Origin of the sequence: Paenarthrobacter nicotinovorans, from assembly GCF_007670255.1 — a bacterium.
GTDB lineage: Bacteria > Actinomycetota > Actinomycetes > Actinomycetales > Micrococcaceae > Arthrobacter > Arthrobacter nicotinovorans_B.
The window spans coordinates 131,642-148,236 of the sequence record NZ_SZVS01000001.1 but is presented as its reverse complement, the minus strand read 5'-3'; the positions used below and the strand labels follow the sequence as shown (position 1 = coordinate 148,236).

Annotated in this window: 12 protein-coding genes; 6 read left to right on the top strand and 6 right to left on the bottom strand. The window is 63.3% G+C overall.

Going from position 1 to position 16,595, the window contains the following annotated elements:
• Positions 1-26 precede the first annotated feature (26 nt).
• A complete protein-coding gene (gene uvrA, locus FDP28_RS00725; RefSeq protein ID WP_186313460.1) occupies positions 27-2,549 on the top strand; it encodes an excinuclease ABC subunit UvrA in 2,523 nt (840 codons plus the stop codon).
• 1 nt (position 2,550) lies between these two features.
• Here the strand turns inward: uvrA and FDP28_RS00720 are convergent, their stop codons facing one another.
• The gene (locus FDP28_RS00720) at positions 2,551-4,299 is read right to left on the bottom strand and encodes a pyruvate dehydrogenase (protein ID WP_144658702.1); all 1,749 of its coding nucleotides are present in this window, start codon (positions 4,297-4,299) and stop codon (positions 2,551-2,553) included.
• A 97-nt stretch (positions 4,300-4,396) separates the two neighbouring features.
• Between FDP28_RS00720 and ligD the strand changes: the two genes are divergently transcribed.
• Together ligD and FDP28_RS00710 are read left to right on the top strand one after the other, a co-directional pair.
• On the top strand, positions 4,397-5,635 hold the full coding sequence (ligD, locus tag FDP28_RS00715; protein ID WP_144658701.1) for a non-homologous end-joining DNA ligase: 1,239 nt from the start codon (positions 4,397-4,399) through the stop codon (positions 5,633-5,635).
• Between the two features lie 46 nt (positions 5,636-5,681).
• Positions 5,682-6,860, top strand: a complete 1,179-nt coding sequence (locus tag FDP28_RS00710) for a cation:proton antiporter (RefSeq protein ID WP_144658700.1) — start codon at positions 5,682-5,684, stop codon at positions 6,858-6,860.
• Here the strand turns inward: FDP28_RS00710 and FDP28_RS00705 are convergent.
• The 4 genes from FDP28_RS00705 to FDP28_RS00690 are packed head-to-tail and all read right to left on the bottom strand — an operon-like array spanning position 6,847 to position 11,726.
• Positions 6,847-7,050 carry a hypervirulence associated TUDOR domain-containing protein gene (locus FDP28_RS00705; protein ID WP_144658699.1) on the bottom strand — a complete coding sequence of 68 codons (204 nt, stop codon included), beginning with the start codon at positions 7,048-7,050 and terminating at the stop codon, positions 6,847-6,849. The genes FDP28_RS00710 and FDP28_RS00705 overlap by 14 nt on opposite strands.
• A 1-nt stretch (position 7,051) precedes the next feature.
• Complete coding sequence (locus FDP28_RS00700; RefSeq protein WP_144658698.1) at positions 7,052-8,047, bottom strand: NAD-dependent epimerase/dehydratase family protein; 996 nt, start codon at positions 8,045-8,047, stop codon at positions 7,052-7,054.
• A complete protein-coding gene (locus FDP28_RS00695; RefSeq protein WP_144658697.1) occupies positions 8,044-10,710 on the bottom strand; it encodes an alpha/beta fold hydrolase in 2,667 nt (888 codons plus the stop codon). Before FDP28_RS00695 ends, FDP28_RS00700 begins: the two co-directional genes overlap by 4 nt.
• Entirely contained in the window at positions 10,704-11,726 is a 1,023-nt protein-coding gene (locus tag FDP28_RS00690) for a 3-oxoacyl-ACP synthase III (protein ID WP_144658696.1), read from the bottom strand. The genes FDP28_RS00695 and FDP28_RS00690 overlap by 7 nt, the downstream gene beginning before the upstream one ends.
• A 200-nt stretch (positions 11,727-11,926) precedes the next feature.
• Here FDP28_RS00690 and FDP28_RS00685 point away from each other — a divergent pair, with 200 nt between their 5' ends.
• Positions 11,927-12,739: an MBL fold metallo-hydrolase gene (locus FDP28_RS00685; protein WP_144658695.1), complete on the top strand. Its 813-nt coding sequence runs from the start codon at positions 11,927-11,929 to the stop codon at positions 12,737-12,739.
• A gap of 36 nt (positions 12,740-12,775) precedes the next feature.
• Here FDP28_RS00685 and FDP28_RS00680 read toward each other — a convergent pair whose 3' ends face one another.
• Complete coding sequence (locus FDP28_RS00680) at positions 12,776-13,714, bottom strand: LysR family transcriptional regulator (protein ID WP_144659092.1); 939 nt, start codon at positions 13,712-13,714, stop codon at positions 12,776-12,778.
• Positions 13,715-13,947: 233 nt separating this feature from the next.
• Between FDP28_RS00680 and FDP28_RS00675 the strand changes: the two genes are divergently transcribed.
• Together FDP28_RS00675 and FDP28_RS00670 are read left to right on the top strand one after the other, a co-directional pair.
• Entirely contained in the window at positions 13,948-15,066 is a 1,119-nt protein-coding gene (locus FDP28_RS00675; RefSeq protein WP_144658694.1) for a PrpF domain-containing protein, read from the top strand.
• A 12-nt stretch (positions 15,067-15,078) separates the two neighbouring features.
• Complete coding sequence (locus FDP28_RS00670) at positions 15,079-16,527, top strand: SLC13 family permease (RefSeq protein WP_144658693.1); 1,449 nt, start codon at positions 15,079-15,081, stop codon at positions 16,525-16,527.
• The last annotated feature ends 68 nt before the right edge of the window (positions 16,528-16,595 follow it).

Genomic DNA, 16,595 nt, shown 5'->3' with positions numbered 1-16,595 from the left:
GCGCTACGCCCGATAGAGTCGTTCAAATGGACAGTGACCTGATAATCGCCAACGGCCCCGGGCGCGGCAACGCGGGGCGGGCCTCCGACGAAGACCTCGACGACGGCATGGTCAAAGTGCGCGGTGCCGAGGAAAACAACCTGCGCAACGTGGACGTGGACGTTCCACGGGACGCCATCGTCGCTTTCACAGGTGTCTCCGGCTCGGGAAAGTCCTCCCTGGCGTTCGGCACCATTTTTGCCGAAGCACAGCGTCGCTACTTCGAGTCCGTCGCACCGTACGCCAGGCGCCTCATCCAGCAGGGCCACAACCCCAAAGTGGAGTCAATCGCCGGCCTGCCGCCCGCCGTCGCACTTCAACAACGGCGCGGAACCGCCACTGCCCGATCCAGCGTCGGCACTCTCACGACGCTTTCCAACTCCCTCCGGATGCTCTATTCCCGCGCGGGCAAATATCCGGAAGGGGCCAGCCAACTCGATTCCGATGCCTTCTCCCCGAACACTGCTGCCGGCGCATGCCCCCAATGCCATGGCTTGGGAGTGGCTCACACAGTGACAGAGGGATCCCTGGTTCCCGACACCTCGCTGAGCATCCGCGAGGGTGCCATTGCGGCATGGCCCGGCGCATGGCAAGGGAAGAATCTCCGTGACATCCTCACTCACCTGGGATACGACGTCGATACTCCTTGGAAGAAGCTTTCCAAAAAGGACCGCGACTGGATCCTCTTCACCGACGAACAACCAGTGGTGGAAGTGACACCACAGAGGGACCGGGTGGCCAAGCCATACAAGGGACGGTTCTGGAGCGCGAAACGGTACGTCCTGCATACCTTGGCGGATTCCAAGAGCAACGCCATGCGGGAGCGCGTGCTGCGCTTCATGGAAACGGGACTATGCCCGGTCTGCGGTGGCAGTGGACTCAGGCCCGAGGCACTCGCCGTTACCTTTGAGGGCAAAACAATCGCCGAGCTCAATGCGCTGCCCATGACAGACCTCGCCACACTTCTGCGTCCAACCGCCGGGTTGAAGAGCGCCAACACTGCCTCCCGTACGCAGACATCCGGCGAAACCAATGAAGTTGCCATCGCCATCACGCGTGATCTCCTGCGCCGGATCACCGTCCTGCTGGATCTCGGACTGGGCTACCTCGCGCTGGGTCGGCCAACGCCAACCCTGTCCCCCGGCGAAATGCAGCGCCTCCGGATCGCCACCCAGCTGCGCTCCGGCCTTTTTGGTGTGATCTACGTGTTGGATGAGCCTTCCGCGGGCCTTCACCCAGCCGATGCCGAACCTCTCCTGGCGGTGTTGGAGACCTTGAAGCGCTCCGGCAACTCCGTCTTTGTGGTCGAACACAACATGGATGTCGTTCGTGCCGCCGACTGGCTCGTGGATGTTGGACCGCATGCCGGAGAGGGCGGCGGCAGAGTGCTCTACAGCGGCCCTGTGGAAGGTTTGGCGTCGGTGCGGGACTCAATCACCAGACCATTCCTGGTCGCGGACAAGAGCCATGCAGCTCGAAAGCGCGGAACGACCGAAGGCCCGCGGGAACCCACAGGCTGGCTGAACATTCGCAGCGTCAGCCAGCACAATCTGCGCAACCTTGACGTGGATTTCCCGCTGGGCGTGTTCACGGCAGTGACGGGAGTGTCCGGCTCGGGCAAATCGACCCTGGTCAGCCGGGTACTGGCCGGTGTGGTGGAGGCCGGGCTGCATCGGGATCCTTCCACCGAGGGCCAGGCGCTGCCGGTATCCGGACTCGGCGGTCTCGACCGTCTCGTACAGGTGGACCAGAAACCCATCGGCCGCACGCCACGTTCCAATCTGGCCACGTACACCGGGCTCTTCGATGGAGTCCGGAAGGAATTCGCCGCTACCGACGGTGCCCGGGCCCGCGGATTTGGGGCGGGCCGGTTTTCCTTCAACGTTCCCGGAGGTCGTTGTGAGACCTGCCAGGGTGAAGGCTTCGTGGCTGTGGAACTGCTGTTCCTGCCTGGAAGCTACGGGCCCTGTCCGGAGTGCCACGGTTCACGTTTCAACCCCGAAACCCTTGAGGTCACGTACCGGGGAAAGAACATCGCTGACGTCCTGGGGATGACCGTGAAGGCCGCGTCGGGGTTCCTCAAGGATCTGCCGTCTGTCTCCCGCAGCCTTCAGACCCTGCAAGAGGTTGGCCTTGGCTACCTGAGGCTGGGCCAGCCTGCGACCGAACTCTCCGGTGGTGAAGCCCAGCGCATCAAACTGGCCACCGAATTGCAACGGATCCAACGGGGCCACACTCTGTATTTGTTGGACGAACCCACCACCGGATTGCACCCCGCCGACGTGCAGCTTTTGATGGCCCAACTGCGCAGGCTGGTGGAGGCGGGGAACACGGTTGTAGTGGTCGAACACGACATGGACGTGGTCGCGGGAGCGGACTGGGTGATCGATCTGGGCCCCGGAGGCGGCGACGCCGGCGGTACGGTCATGGCGGCTGGGCCGCCGGCCGTCGTCGCGCATTCCAACGACAGCCGGACCGCTCCTTACCTTGCCGCCGCCCTGGCGCGGTAGCCTACCGCCGGGGAATGTTCCGGAGATTGCTGCGTGCCATGCTTACAGCTTCTCCGGCTCCCCTGTTCAGGACCACTTTGGACATGGCCGTGGCGAAACCGATGACCTGCGACCCGGAAATCTTCGGCGGGATGGACAATGCGTTGGGGTCCGTAATGAGTTCCACCAACGCCGGACCCGGGTGGGCGAAGGCCGCCCGGTAGGCACCCTCGATGTCAGCGGGATCGGTGACCCGAATGGCATGGAAGCCCAACGCCTTCGCGACCTCCGCATAGTTGGCGTCAGGCACGTCCACGCCAAAGTCGGGAAGTCCGTCCACCAGCATTTCCAGCTTGACCATGCCCAAGGTGGAGTTGTTGAACACCACTACCTTGACCGGCAACTGGTGCGCTGCCACTGTGATGAGTTCACCCAGGAGCATCGAGAGGCCACCGTCGCCGGACACGGACACCACTTGGCGCCCTGGATACGCCACCTGGGCACCGATGGCGTGCGGGAGGGCATTCGCCATGGACCCGTGGAGGAAGGACCCAATCAGGCGCCGGGTTCCCAAAGGATTGATGTAGCGTGCCGTCCAGACGTTGCACATTCCGGTGTCCGCGGTGAAGATCGCATCCTCGGCGGCAAGCTGGTCCAGCAACGAGGCCGCGTATTCGGGGTGGATGGGCTGCTTCTTCTCCACCTTGCGGGTGTAGGCACCCACCGCTTTGTTCATGAGGCGGTCATGCTTCTTCAGCATCTGGTCAAGGAAACGACGGCTCTTCTTGGGCTTCACCAGCGGCAGCAGGGCAGTAAGCGTAGGCAGCACGTCGCCATGGACGGCAATGTCGACGTCGGTGCGTCGCCCCAGCCGCTCTGCAGCCCGGTCAACTTGGGCGGTGCGGGTTTCAGGAAGGAATTGGTCGTAGGGAAAGTCGGTGCCCAGGAGGATCAGCAGGTCCGCGTCCTCGATACCCTCAGCCGCTGCCCCGTAGCCGAGCAGGCCCGTCATGCCGATGTCGAAGGGGTTGTCGTACTGGACAAAGTCCTTGCCCCGCAACGAGTGGCCGATCGGAGCGTTGATCAGGCCTGCCAGCGACATCAACTCGTCATGGGCGCCCTCCACGCCGGCACCGGCAAAAATGGCGACCTTACCGGCGTCGTTGATGGCATCTGCCAGTTCGCGGACGCTTGCAGTGTCCGGCACCAGGCTCGCTGGACGGAACGTCGCCGGCAAAGGCGTCGGGGCGGCAGCCTCGAGACCGGCGATATCGCCGGGAAGGGTAACCACCGCGACCCCACCGAGGCCAATGGCATTTTGGATGGCGTTGTGCATGACCCGGGGTGCCTGTTCGGCGGTACTGACAAGTTCCGAATAGACGGAGCACTCGTTGAAAAGCCGGTCCGGATGGGTTTCCTGGAAGAAGCCGCTGCCAATCTGCCTGCTGGGAATATGGGAAGCGATGGCCAGTACGGGGGCGCCGGTGCGGTTGGCGTCATAGAGTCCGTTGATCAGATGCAGATTTCCGGGGCCGCACGATCCCGCGCAGACTGCCAGCTTTCCGGTCAGTTGCGCATCAGCTGCTGCCGCAAACGCGGCCGCCTCTTCATGGCGGACGTGAATCCAGTCAATGCCCCCGTTTTTCGAGCCTCCCGTCTGGCGGACGGCGTCAACGATGGGATTGAGGCTGTCGCCCACAATCCCGTAAATCCGCTGCACACCGGCAGCCTGGAGTTGTTCGATGAGTTGGGTGGCAAGTTCCTTGGCCATTGCGTGCAGGCTCCCTCAGTTGTGGTGGTGGGCTGACATGGCCAATATAGTCGGCCAACCTCTGGTTGGATCCGATGTTCATTGCTAGCGTGACCGCATGAGCCCCTCCAAGACACCGGCGGAAGTACTCGACGTCGGCGGCGAAGAAGTCCGGATCTCCAACCCGGACAAAGTGGTATTTCCGGAACCGGGTGTCAGCAAGCTCGATCTGGTCAACTACTACCTCTCAGTAGCCGACGGCGCCCTGCGTGGGGCGGGCGGCAGGCCTATGGTGCTCAAGCGTTTCCCCAAGGGCATCGACGCCGAACCCTTCTTCCAGAAGCGGGTTCCGGAGAACCACCCCGCATTCATTGACACAGCGACACTGCACTATTCATCGGGCACCTCGGCAGAGGAGACGGTCATCCGGGATGCCGCCGGCTTGGCGTGGGTTGTGAATCTGGGGTGCCTTGACCTCAACCCGCATCCTGTGAGGGCCGAAGACCTGGACCATCCCGACGAACTCCGTGTAGACCTGGACCCTATGCCCGGCGTCGACTGGTCCCAGATCGTGGACACCGCCTATGTCGCGCGGGAAGTGCTGGGGGACGTCGGTCTTGTGGGATGGCCCAAGACCAGCGGCTCCCGGGGACTCCACATCCTGGTGCGGATCGCGCCGCGATGGTCATACCGTGACGTGCGCCTGGCTGCAGAGACCCTCGCCCGTGAAGTGGAGAACCGGGCACCCGGACTTGCCACAGCCCGATGGTGGAAGGAAGAACGGGGTGAGAGTGTCTTCGTGGACTTCAACCAGAACGCCAAGGACCGGACAGTAGCTTCCGCCTACTCCGTACGGTCGCGACCCGATGCCCGGGTCTCCATGCCGCTCACGTGGGACGAGGTACGCTCCGCCCGGCCTGAGCAGTTCACGGTTCTGACGGTTCCTGAGCGGTTCGCTTCCGGTGGTGATCCCCATTCCGGGATCGACGACGAGGCCGGCTCGCTGGAGGGGTTGCTCGCTTTGGCCACCGAACTTGGCCCCGCTGAGAAGGCCCCACGGCCAGGAGATGGCTCGGGTCGGCGGACATCCTCAATGCCGCTCATTGAAGTGGCGCGTACCAAGACCAAGCCAGAGGCACTGGCTGCGTTGGAGGAATGGAAGAGCCAGCATCCTGATGTCGTTTCGAAACTGCACCCGGCCGACATTCTGATCGATGGGATGCGCGGATCGAGTTCCCTCTGGTACCGCGTCAGGGTCAACCTCCAGCATGTCCCCGAGCAGGGGCGTCCACAGCAGGAGGCGCTGATTGCGGACTACGATCCTTGGGCCGGCAGGGAATGGCCCGGGCGTCCCTGACGGGCGGTTCTCCCCGGCAGCAAGCCGGTAGGCGGAGGTTTCGGTGATGGAAAGCTTGTCCGTGTCGCTGGTCCTCATTGCCGCCATGGCCGTTGCGGCTCCCCTTGCTGCCCGCGTTGTGGAGCCGATAGCGAAGATCCCCATCGTGGTGTTCGAGATCGTCCTTGGGATGCTGCTCGGTCCCAGCGTCCTGGGGTGGGTCCAGTCCACGCAGTTCACCGATACTCTGGCGGATTTTGGGCTTGCCATGCTGTTCTTCGTCGCGGGCAACGAAATCGATTTCGGGGCCATCCGTGGCCGGCCCATCATCCGGGCCTCTATTGGCTGGGTCATCTCGCTGGCCGCCGGAATAGCAGCCGGATTCGCGCTGGTGTCTGCAGTGGAAGCAGCGGTGATCATCGGCGTCGCGCTGTCCTCCACTGCCCTGGGAACACTGTTGCCCATCCTCCGGGACGCGGGCCAGGCCAAGAGCCCCATCGGCATTGGGGTGGCCGCTTTGGGCGCGGTGGGCGAATTCGGCCCGCTCATTGCCATCTCCCTGTTTTTCAGTGGCAAGCAACTGGGCACGGCGTCGGGGGTCCTTCTCGGCTTCGTTTTGCTGACGGTTGTGGCGATTTTGCTCGCATCACGTTCCCGGCACATCCTGTTTCATCAGCAGGTGACCCGGACCCTCCACACCAGCGGCCAGTTCGCGGTCCGGTCCATTATGTTGATCCTCAGCTCGCTCGTCGTCCTGAGCATGCTTCTGGGACTGGACATGCTGCTGGGTGCGTTCGCCGCCGGCGTCTTGTGGAAAGTAGCGATTGCCAGGGCACCTGAAGCGGACCGGATCGTCATCGACAGGAAAATCGACGCCATCGCCTTCGGCTTCCTGGTTCCGGTGTTCTTCATCGACACGGGCATAGATTTCGAACTCGCCGCTTTGACCTCAAGCCCACTGGCCCTGGCCATGGTTCCCTTGTTCCTCGTCCTGCTCCTGGTTGTCCGCGGCTTGCCGTCGCTGCTCGCAGCTCCGGCCGGCTCCCCAGTCTCCGGCAAGCGCGCCATTGTGCTCTTTGGGGCAACAGGACTGCCGGTGATCGTGGCCGTGACGGGCATCGGTCGGGACCAGGACCTGATTTCCAGCGGCATTGCATCCGCGCTTGTCGGTGCGGGAATGCTCTCAGTCCTGCTGTTCCCCCTGCTCGCTCTTCGCCAACTGCAGGGGGCTGCTACTTCTCGGTGAGCGCCGACTCCTTATGTGCGGCACGGGCTCCCGTTTTCCCGGATTCCACCACGTATTGCGGCTCGTCCTCGCTGGCACGGTGGGTATTGCCGTCGAGTTCGAAGTCGCTGGTTTTCTTCTCGACGACCTTGCCGTGGGTTTTGCCCTGCGGGGTGTTCCACTCCACATGGGCTCCAGGTTTCAATGCCATGTCAGTCCTTCGGTGTCAGGTCGCTTCTTCTGCCTTTGTTGTACTCTGCCAGCCGGGCCAATCCTTCATCAAGGGTCACCACCGGCGACCAGTCAAGAAGCCGCCGGGTCTGGCGTTGATCAAACCAGTGCGCAGTGGAGAGCTGTTCGGCGAGGAACCTCGTCATTGGGGGCTCGTCGCTGCGCCGCGACCATGTCCAAACTTTTTCCACCACGGAGCCGACGGACCTCGCAACGACGCCCGGCACCGCCCAGGTGGGCGCTTGAACTCCCCCGGCCGCACAAATGTCAGCCAGCAGCTCGCCAATGGGGCGTGGCTCGCCATTGGTCACCACCAGCGCTTTACCCCGAACATGGTCCATCCGATGAAGGGCTGCAACTATTGCCGATGCAGCATTGTCCACATAGGTGGTGTCGATCAGTGCCGCCCCGGCGTCGATTAGCGGCAGGCGGTGCTGTGCGGCCCGCGCCAGGACCCTTTCCACCAATTGGGTATCGCCGGGGCCCCAGACAATGTGTGGCCGTACCGCGGCGACCCTGAACTCCGGGGCATCGAAGGCCAGGGCCAATAGTTCCGCTTCAGCCTTGGTTCGCGAATAGTGGCCGTGCGCCCGCAACGGGTCTGCAGGTTCTGCCCCAAGGCCGGCAATGGCCTGACCGGAGTTCGCAACCGACGGAGAGGAGACGAACACCGTGTCCCGCACTCCCGCTGTGCGGGCTGCCTCGAGCAGGCGCCGTGTCCCCTCGACATTGACATTGTGAAAGTCCGAAGCACGGCCCGCAAAGGAAACCTTCGCTGCCAGATGGACGATTGCTTCCATCCCGTCCACCGCCCGGAGCACATCGGCGTCGTCGGTCACCGAACCGCAAACGTCCCTAGCTCCGTCAACTCCCGAGCGTCTCCGCTGAAAGGTGGTGACCTCGTGGCCCTGGCGCACCAGGACGCGCGCCACCTCACCCCCCAGAAGCCCGCTGGCTCCCGTAACGAGGACCCTCATGGCTTCCCCGGGCGGCCGCCGGCCAGTACACGGTTGGCCCAACGGGCCAGGCGGGTCCTGTCGATCTTGGCGTTGTGTCGGATATCCGTCGGCTGCGCCGGCACCTGCAGCACGGCCGACACCTCGACGCCGGCCTCCAACGCAGCGCGCCGGACACTGGCGGCAAGCTGTGGCGCCGCCGGACCAGCTTTGGGGGCGGGCGGTACGGTCTCGACGACGGCGGCAACGGCTTGGGTGCCACTGGGCCCCACCCCGACAATGGCCGCAAGACGGACGCTTTCCAGTTGTTCGATGGCTTGTTCCGCACCTACCGGCGTCACCACGGCGTTAGGCGCGGTGACGACATGGACAAGGCGGCCTTCCACCCACAGCCGACCCTCGGCGTCGAAATGGCCGACGTCGCCGGTACGGTGCCATCCCGATGGATTGACGCTTTCCTGTTGGGTCAGCCACAGCCTGTCGTAGGCCTGCTTGACGTGCGGTGCACCCACCAGGATTTCCCCTGTGACGGCGGCTTCGGTTACCGGAGACGAACCGGAGGCCTTGCCGTGCCCATCCAAGGGGATGACCGCCAGGCGTGCCCCCTGCACGGGCGTCCCCACGCAAACACCGTTACCCGCACCGAGACAGTTGCCGGTTGCCGCGTCAGTTGCAGCGGCCTGGATCTGCTGAAGGCTGATGTCGGTGACCGGGAGCGCTTCGGTCATGCCATAAGGGGTCCTCAACGACGCGTGGGGCAACAGTTTCTGGACACGGGACAGCAGTGGCTCCGGCACCGGCGCGCCGGCGGACAACAGCAGTCCTACTTTGCCCAAGGCCTCGCGACCCGGTCCAGTCAGGGCGTCACCGGTAGCCACCACATTCCGCAACGCAGCAGGCGCGGCGAAAACCACCGTCGCATCGATAGCTGCCACTGCGTCCGCCAGGGCCCCTGCAGTCAAAGTGCCTGGCGCTGTAACGTCCATATCAGGGGTGACGGAGACCGCACCGAGCGCCGGCCCCAGCAGAGCGAACGGAGCAAAGCCTGCCACCAGCTTGGAACCGGCTTGGATGCCGAAGGTTCCACCGACGGTATCGCGCATCGCGGTCAGTTGCCGGTGCGTGTAGAGGACACCTTTCGCGGGGCCGGTAGAGCCAGAGGTGAAGAGAACTGCCGCGGGCGCGTCAGGTTCGACGTAGTCCGCTTGTGATCGGTGCGCAGCTGCTGCGCCTTGCCTCGCCAAGGCATCGAGCGAGGTTTCGGCTCCAAGCATTCGACGGCGGCCCGCAGGAAGGTCGCGCACGCTGAACCGACGCCCCGGCCAGCCGAACAGTGAGGCCGCGACCAAGGCCTTGTCGATGCCAATGATGACATCGGGGGTTGCGCCCTTGACTGCCCGGCTGAGTCCTTTGGCTCCCAGCCCGGCGTCGGCTACCACCACGATGGCGCCCAACCGCAAGCAGGCGTAGAGCGTCACGGTGAGGTCCACGCCGGGGGGAACCATCAGGCTCACTCGCGTTCCGCTGCCCACGCCGGCCCCGTGGAGTCCTTCCTGGAGATCCAGGATGTTCTGATGCAGCTGCCGCCAGCTCAGCGAGCGGCTGATCTTGCCGTCGCTGCCCATTTCGGCGACAGCCGTCTCCGTGCCGTCAGTTCCGCTGGCCAGCCTCTCCACGGAATCCCAGAACGGGCGGAAGGCCTCATCCCGGGTTTGCTCGGGCGGGCGACTGTCAGGCCCACGGCCGCCGACGGCTACACCGCGGCCAGCGAGCCACTGGAAGAGTGGCGTGGCGATGTCCCTGTCCTCTGCCACCAAGTGACCGGCGCCTTCGAAGCGATGGACGTCCGCCTGCGGAAGCCGCTCCATCAGGTCCTTGAGGTACCTGTCGGAAAAGATGGGATCCTTGGGGCCCCACAGCATTAGGGTCGGCACGTCAAGTCCGCGCAGACCCTCCGCGATATCGTGGAGGGCAGTGAAGCTGGGGTGGGTTTCATCCACCGGAATATCGGCCACGAAGTTCCCCACACCCAAGCGGCGGTGCGCGCCTCGATAGGGAGCCATATAGGCTTTGCGGACATCGGTGTGCAGCGGCGGATGGGCCAAGGAATGGGTCACCCTGAGAAAGGCATCTGTAGTGGTGGTGCCCCAGCTGTGCACCGCAGGGTGCAGGGCGAGCTGCAACGCCGGAGGGATACTCGTACCCGAGGGCTGGTGGACGGCCGTGTTGGTGAGGACCACGCCTGCTAGATTGTCCCGATGAGCCAGAGCCCAGCCGAGGCTGATGACTCCTCCCCAGTCATGGCCTACCGTGGTGACCGGGCCGTCCAGGCCCAAGGCATCGCTGAGATCGCCAAGGTCGTTGACCCGATCGTGCAGGCGACGGAAAGTGCCTGTTCGCTCCGAAAAGCCCATGTCCAGTTGGTCAACGGCGACGACGCGCCATGGATGGGCGGCATCGGATCCCGCAGCCAGCAGTGTCCTCCAAAGATAGGACCACGTGGGATTCCCATGGACACACAGCAGAGTGCCGGCAGGAGTCAGGCCACGCCGGGCCAGTTGGGGGCCGTTATCCAGGATGTGCCAGCGGTGCGTTGTGCCGGGCGCGTCAACTGCCGACGTCGACCTGACTCGAACTATCCGCGACCATTCAGGGTCGACGCCAGGCCAGCTTGTGGCTACCAAACGATCTCCACCATCCCTGCGTTCAGGCCCGAACCGACTCCCATGCACAAGACCCGGTCTCCGGAAGTCAACGATTGGGCCTCGGCAGCGAGGGTCATGGGCAGCGAAGCAGGGCCAACGTTCCCCCAGTGCGGGAAGGTGATGGGCACCTTGTCCGGGTCCAGGTCGATGGCATTGATGATTGCTTGCGTATAGGCGTTGCTGACTTGGTGGGTGACATAACGGTCCATCGCTGCCCAGTCCCACTCCGGCTGGGCCTCATGCCAGGCATCCACCACCAGCTGAAGGCCGCCATCCAGCAGGCCTTTGGTGTCTGTCGTCATGCCGTCGATACCGCCTACGCACAATTGGTGGTGCTCGGTACCTGCCCGCATCACGCCCCCGACGAGCCTGTGGCCGCCAGGGTGCTCGTCCGCGGGCCCCAGGACGGCCGCGGCAGCGCCCGATCCCAACGTCAGCGTGGCGAATTCCCGGTTGAAATCTTCCCGTGTGGTGTCGGGCCGCTGCAGTCTTTCCAACGTAGCTTCCTGGGTGCTTTGGGCATCTTCGCCGTTCACAATCACCGCATACTTGATTTGGCCGGAGTCAATCATGTTGGCCGCCAGGATCATGCCGTTGACGAAGCCCAGGCAGGCGTTGGCCAGATCGAAATTCAGGGCCGACGATGGCAGGCCGAGTTCATGGTGGATTTTGACCGCCACTGAAGGTTCCAGGTTTCGCCTGGTCACGGAGGTATTGATCAGCAGACCGATTTCGGAAGCTTCCACGCCAGCTTCCGCCATGGCCTTGGCCCCCGCGTCAACAGCGGCGTCATCGAAGGATGTTCCCGCTGCCCACCATCTGCGGTGGGTGATGCCGGCTACCCGCTCCAGCAAACGGGGCGGAAACTTCAGACGCTTCAAGGTGGATGCGAGCCTGTGGTCAAAGTCTGTCGAACTCACAATTCTCGGAGCTTCGACGCTGCTCACCGAGAGCAGTGCGGTGTTGCTGTGCCGGAAGGTTGCATTCCCTGCCAAAGTCGAGCCCCTGTTCATTTCCGTGCTGCATTCTTGCGGTGACTGTACCCATCAATGCAAGCCCAAGACATTAACTATGCAGGGGAAATCCCCGTCACGCATATTTGGCCCGCCCCGCCAGGGGAAGGAACGCCCCGATTTCGCTTCCGGGAGAATTTCTTTTGTCATAGTCTGGGCAAAATGCCTGGGAGGAACAACGAATGCTGATCTGTGCAACCTGCGCCGTCGAACGCGAGGATCCCGTACCCGCTTCGTGTCCCATCTGCACTGATGAACGACAATACGTTCCCTTGGAAGGGCAAGCCTGGCTCACATTGGAGGCGCTGGAGCAGGCAGGCCAACAGGCTCCATTGAAGGAGAACGAGCCGGGGCTCTTCGGCATCAGCACCGCCCCGAAGGTAGGGATCGGACAGACCACGCAGCTGGTGGTGACGCCTCAAGGTTCATTGCTTTGGGATCCAATCGGCTACGTCGATGACAACCTCGTGCGCTCCGTGTTGGAGCATGGTCCTGTGCTGGCCATCGCTTCGAGCCATCCACACATGTTCGGAGTCCAAGTGGAGTGGTCGCGTCGGCTTGGGGGCGTCCCCGTGTTCGTTGCCGACGCCGACCGCGGCTGGCTTGGGCGCGAGGATCCCATGATTACCTACTGGTCGCAGAGCTTGCAGCTTGCGGAAGGACTGGTCCTGCACCAAACCGGGGGCCATTTCCCGGGCAGCGCCGTGGCCCACTGGGCAGCGGGAGCACAGGGGCGAGGTGTCCTGCTCACCGGCGACAGCGTCTTTCCCAATCCGGACCGTCGCTCCATAGCGTTCATGCGCAGCTACCCGAACCATCTTCCGCTCTCCGGTGATGTAGCGTTGCGGATCGCCGCGCAACTGGGACAACTCACCTTCGACCGGATCTATGGCAACTTCAATAACGTCATCAGTACTGACGCCCGGGAGATTCTGCGCCTGTCGGCGGCCCGGCACGCTGCGTGGGCGCGTGGTGATTTCGACCATCTGACCTGAGGCGGGCCTGCGGTTTGGCCGGCCCGCCATCCGAAGTCAGAGGTAATCGCCTCCGCGTTCGCGCGCGATTTCCAGAAGGGTGGTGTGAAAAGCCACCTCGGCCGGTGCATAGACCTTGTCTTGGCGTTGGGCCAGCAGCACGCGGCGAAGCGGGGCCGCGGAGCCAAGGCCCAGGACCCTGACATCGGGGTGTTGCAACGCCACGGCTGTCTTTGGCACCATGGCCACGCCCATGCCAACACTCACCATGGCCTGCGCTTCCTGGTAGTCATTGGCCAGGAATCCGATGGTCGGTTCAAAACCGGCGTCGTGCGCAGAGCGCTGGAGAACCTCCACTACGGGGTGGGCTTCCGCGCGGACGATCCACGACTCCTTGCGCAGTTCGTTCATGGACACTTCGTCGCGATCTGCCAGAGGATGTCCCTTCGCCACCAGGATGACGGTACTCTCCTGGAAAACCTCAGTGGTCCTGATCGACTCGTCTTCGAAGCGATTCCACGGGTAGTCCCACAGGAGGCATAGGCCAGTAACTCCCGACTCCAGGTCCGACACCAACTCATCGAACCGGGCACTTCGAACGGACAGTCCGATGGCGGGGTAGCGCTTTTTGAAGGCCCGGATTACAACCGGGAGAAAAGAGCCCGCCAAGGTGGGAAAGGTGCCGATGGTCAGCGAGCCCCGCCGGAGGCCCGCGATTTGGTCTATATCCGATTGGGCTGCACGGATCTGTCCGAGGATCTTACGCGCGTGGCCCGCCAGTACCTGGCCAGCCTCCGTGGGCACTACTCCCCGCGAGCGTCTGTTCAGCAGCGGCTGGCCTACCTCCTGCTCGAGTTTGCGTAACTGCTGGGACACGGCGGAAGGGGTGTACATCATGGTGTCAGCTGCTGCGGTGATCGAACCTTGCTCCACCACCTCGACCAAGAGAGCAAGCCTGCGGATGTCGTATAAATTTTGGGCTTCATCGTTAAGCAATTCTGTACCCTTCTGCAAATTTGGTTAATTCTATACAGGGATACCGGGATATCAATCATCCATTAGCTCACTTAGCCCCTTCAACAGCTGGAAAGGGCGTCATCCATCCCTCCCGCGTCAGTGAATGAAGCATTGCTACACCCTCCCTCAATTATCGCACATTGTCTTCATGTGTGATCCGGCTCATGCTGAATGAAGAGCCCGCCGGGAACGGCAGAAGGAGTGCAGGACTGATGAAGATTGAAGCGGAATGGATGCGCGGAGGAACCAGCAAGTGCTGGGTCTTCGAAACCGAAAACCTCAACGAAACCAGCATTGACCTGGACCAACTGCTGCCACGTCTCTTCGGAAGTCCCGATTCCCGGCAAATCGACGGTGTGGGAGGGGCGACCTCAACCACCAGCAAAGCGATGATCCTCCGCCGCCCATCGGATCCCTCCGTTGACGTGGAGTTCACCTTTGCCCAAGTCGGCATCGAGGAAGCAACCGTCGACTGGGGCAGCAACTGCGGAAACTGCTCAGCCGTAGTAGGTCTCTACGCCATCGAAAAGGGGTGGGTCACCCCACAAGGTGATACCACGCGTATTGTCACCCGCAATACCAATACCGACCAGCTCATCATCCAACAGGTTGCAACGCCCTCCGGTGCCCTGCCGATCGTCCCGGACGCGCAGATGCCGGGCGTCGCCTTTCCCGGATTCAAAGTGGGCCTCGGCTTCAAGGATCCTGCCGGCAAAACGACCGGACAGCTGCTGCCAACGGGCGCTCCAAGCGACACCGTGTTGGCCGGGGGAAAGTCCTGGACAGTATCCATGGTGGATGCCGGGGCTCCAGTGGTTATTGTCCGCGCCGAAGATCTTGGATTGGACACAGCACACTACGACTCGTGGAAGGAAGGTGTGGAACAGCACCTGGACACCCTGGACGCCATCCGACGCCAGGGAGCAGTCCGGATGGGGATGGCCCCGACTCCCGGACAGGCGGCACGGGCCGTGCCGAAGTTGGCCATCGTCGGTCCGCCCCACGGCGCGAACCCCGGCTCCGACGTCAACGTCATGATGCTTTCCATGGGCAAGCCGCACCCGGCCCTGGCCATCACTGGAAGCATCGCCCTGACGCTTGCGGCGCGGACGCCGGGCACCGTGATCAACGCCATCACGGGCGGAGCCGCCGGCGCGGCGCTGAAACTGAAGACACCCGCCGGTGTCATCGAAACATGGAGCGAGGAACACCTCGGTTCGGTCCTTGTAGGCGTTGACCGCACGGCCCGCACCATCGCCACCAGCATCATCCACCTACCGGAGACTCTCGGCAACGTCGTCGAAGCCTCACTGGAAACAGCCACTCGATGAGGAGAGAACACCATGGCTAAGACTATTTACCAACCAGCGCCCGAGGCAGAGCGCGACATTCGGGACGAGCGTTCCAAGCGTCCCACCACACGCCGCCGTATCCTGCTGGTAACGGTTGCCGCTTCCGTCATCCTGGGCCTGGTCGCCATCCTGTTCGGGGGTGCCATCTTCAACCCGGCGGCCACCCCGGAATCGGAGCCGACCATGACCGCCACGCAGATCATCCCGCTGGTCATCCTGGTGGTGATGTTCGTCGTCGCCACCAAGTGGCCGCTCAACATCGGTGTGATGGGGCTGGTGGCCTCCTTCGGCGTCGGCTACTTCGTCCTCGGCATGACCGACAAGCAGATTCTCGAAGAATTCCCCGCCAGCATCGTCCTGACGATCATCGGCGTCACCTACTTCTTCAGCATGGCGCAGCGAAACGGTTCCATCGACATCATCGTCCAAAGCTGCGTCAGGATGGTCAGGGGCAAGACCATGCTCCTGCCGTGGGTCTTTTTCCTCATGGCCGCCGCCCTCACCTCGCTGGGGACCTTCAGCCCTGCCGCTGTTGCGCTGCTGGCACCGGCTGCACTGGGCCTTGCCTACGAGTCGCGCATCCACCCCGTCCTCATGGGCGCCTTCGTCATCAACGGAGCCCACGCCGGCGGCTTCTCGCCCCTGTCCGTGGCGGGCGTCCTCGTCCACGACATCGCACACAAGAACGACTTTCCCATCGACCAGGGCGCGTTGTTCCTGGCCAGCTTCGCCCTCAACTTCATTCTGTCGGCCCTGACGATCGTCCTATTCGCCCTCATGGGCAAGCTGCGCGACAAGCACTCCAACGAGTACGCCGGACTCGACACAGCCCGAATCGGACGTCCCAGCGGCCAGCAGATCCTCACCTTGGCACTCATCCTGGCGATCCTCGTCTGCACCCTCGGCTTCCGCATGCCGATTGGCTTCGTGGCCCTGTCGGCAGGACTGTTGTTGGCCCTGGTCAACATCAAGGAGCACAAGACCTTCATTGGCGGCATCTACTGGTCCACTGTCCTGCTGGTTGCCGGCATGATCACCTACGTTTCCTTGCTCCAGCACGTCGGCGTGATTGACACCCTCGCGGAGATGGCATTGGCACTTGGTGCGCCGCTGCTGATCGCACTGGTCCTCTGCTACGTGATCGGTGTCGGCTCGGCCTTCGCGTCCTCCACCGCCCTCCTCACCGCTTTCATTCCGTTGGCCGGCCCCCTTCTGGCGACCAGTTCCCTCAGTGCCTCAGGTACCGTAGCGGCGCTGGCCATCGCGGCAACCGTAGTGGACGTATCGCCCTTCTCCACCGATGGAGCCCTGGTAGTGGCCAACGCCCGCGACGAGGACCGCCAGCGCGTGTACAAGCAGCTCATGGCATACGCGGGCGGTGTTGTCCTGGTGGCGCCGGCCCTGGCGTGGGCGCTGCTGGTCCCCACCGGAATCATGTAAGGGCGCAGCGCTTCGAAAAGTCGCCGGGAGCAGTCTTTCCGGCGGGCGCTTGGGAATCGCATTCTGCA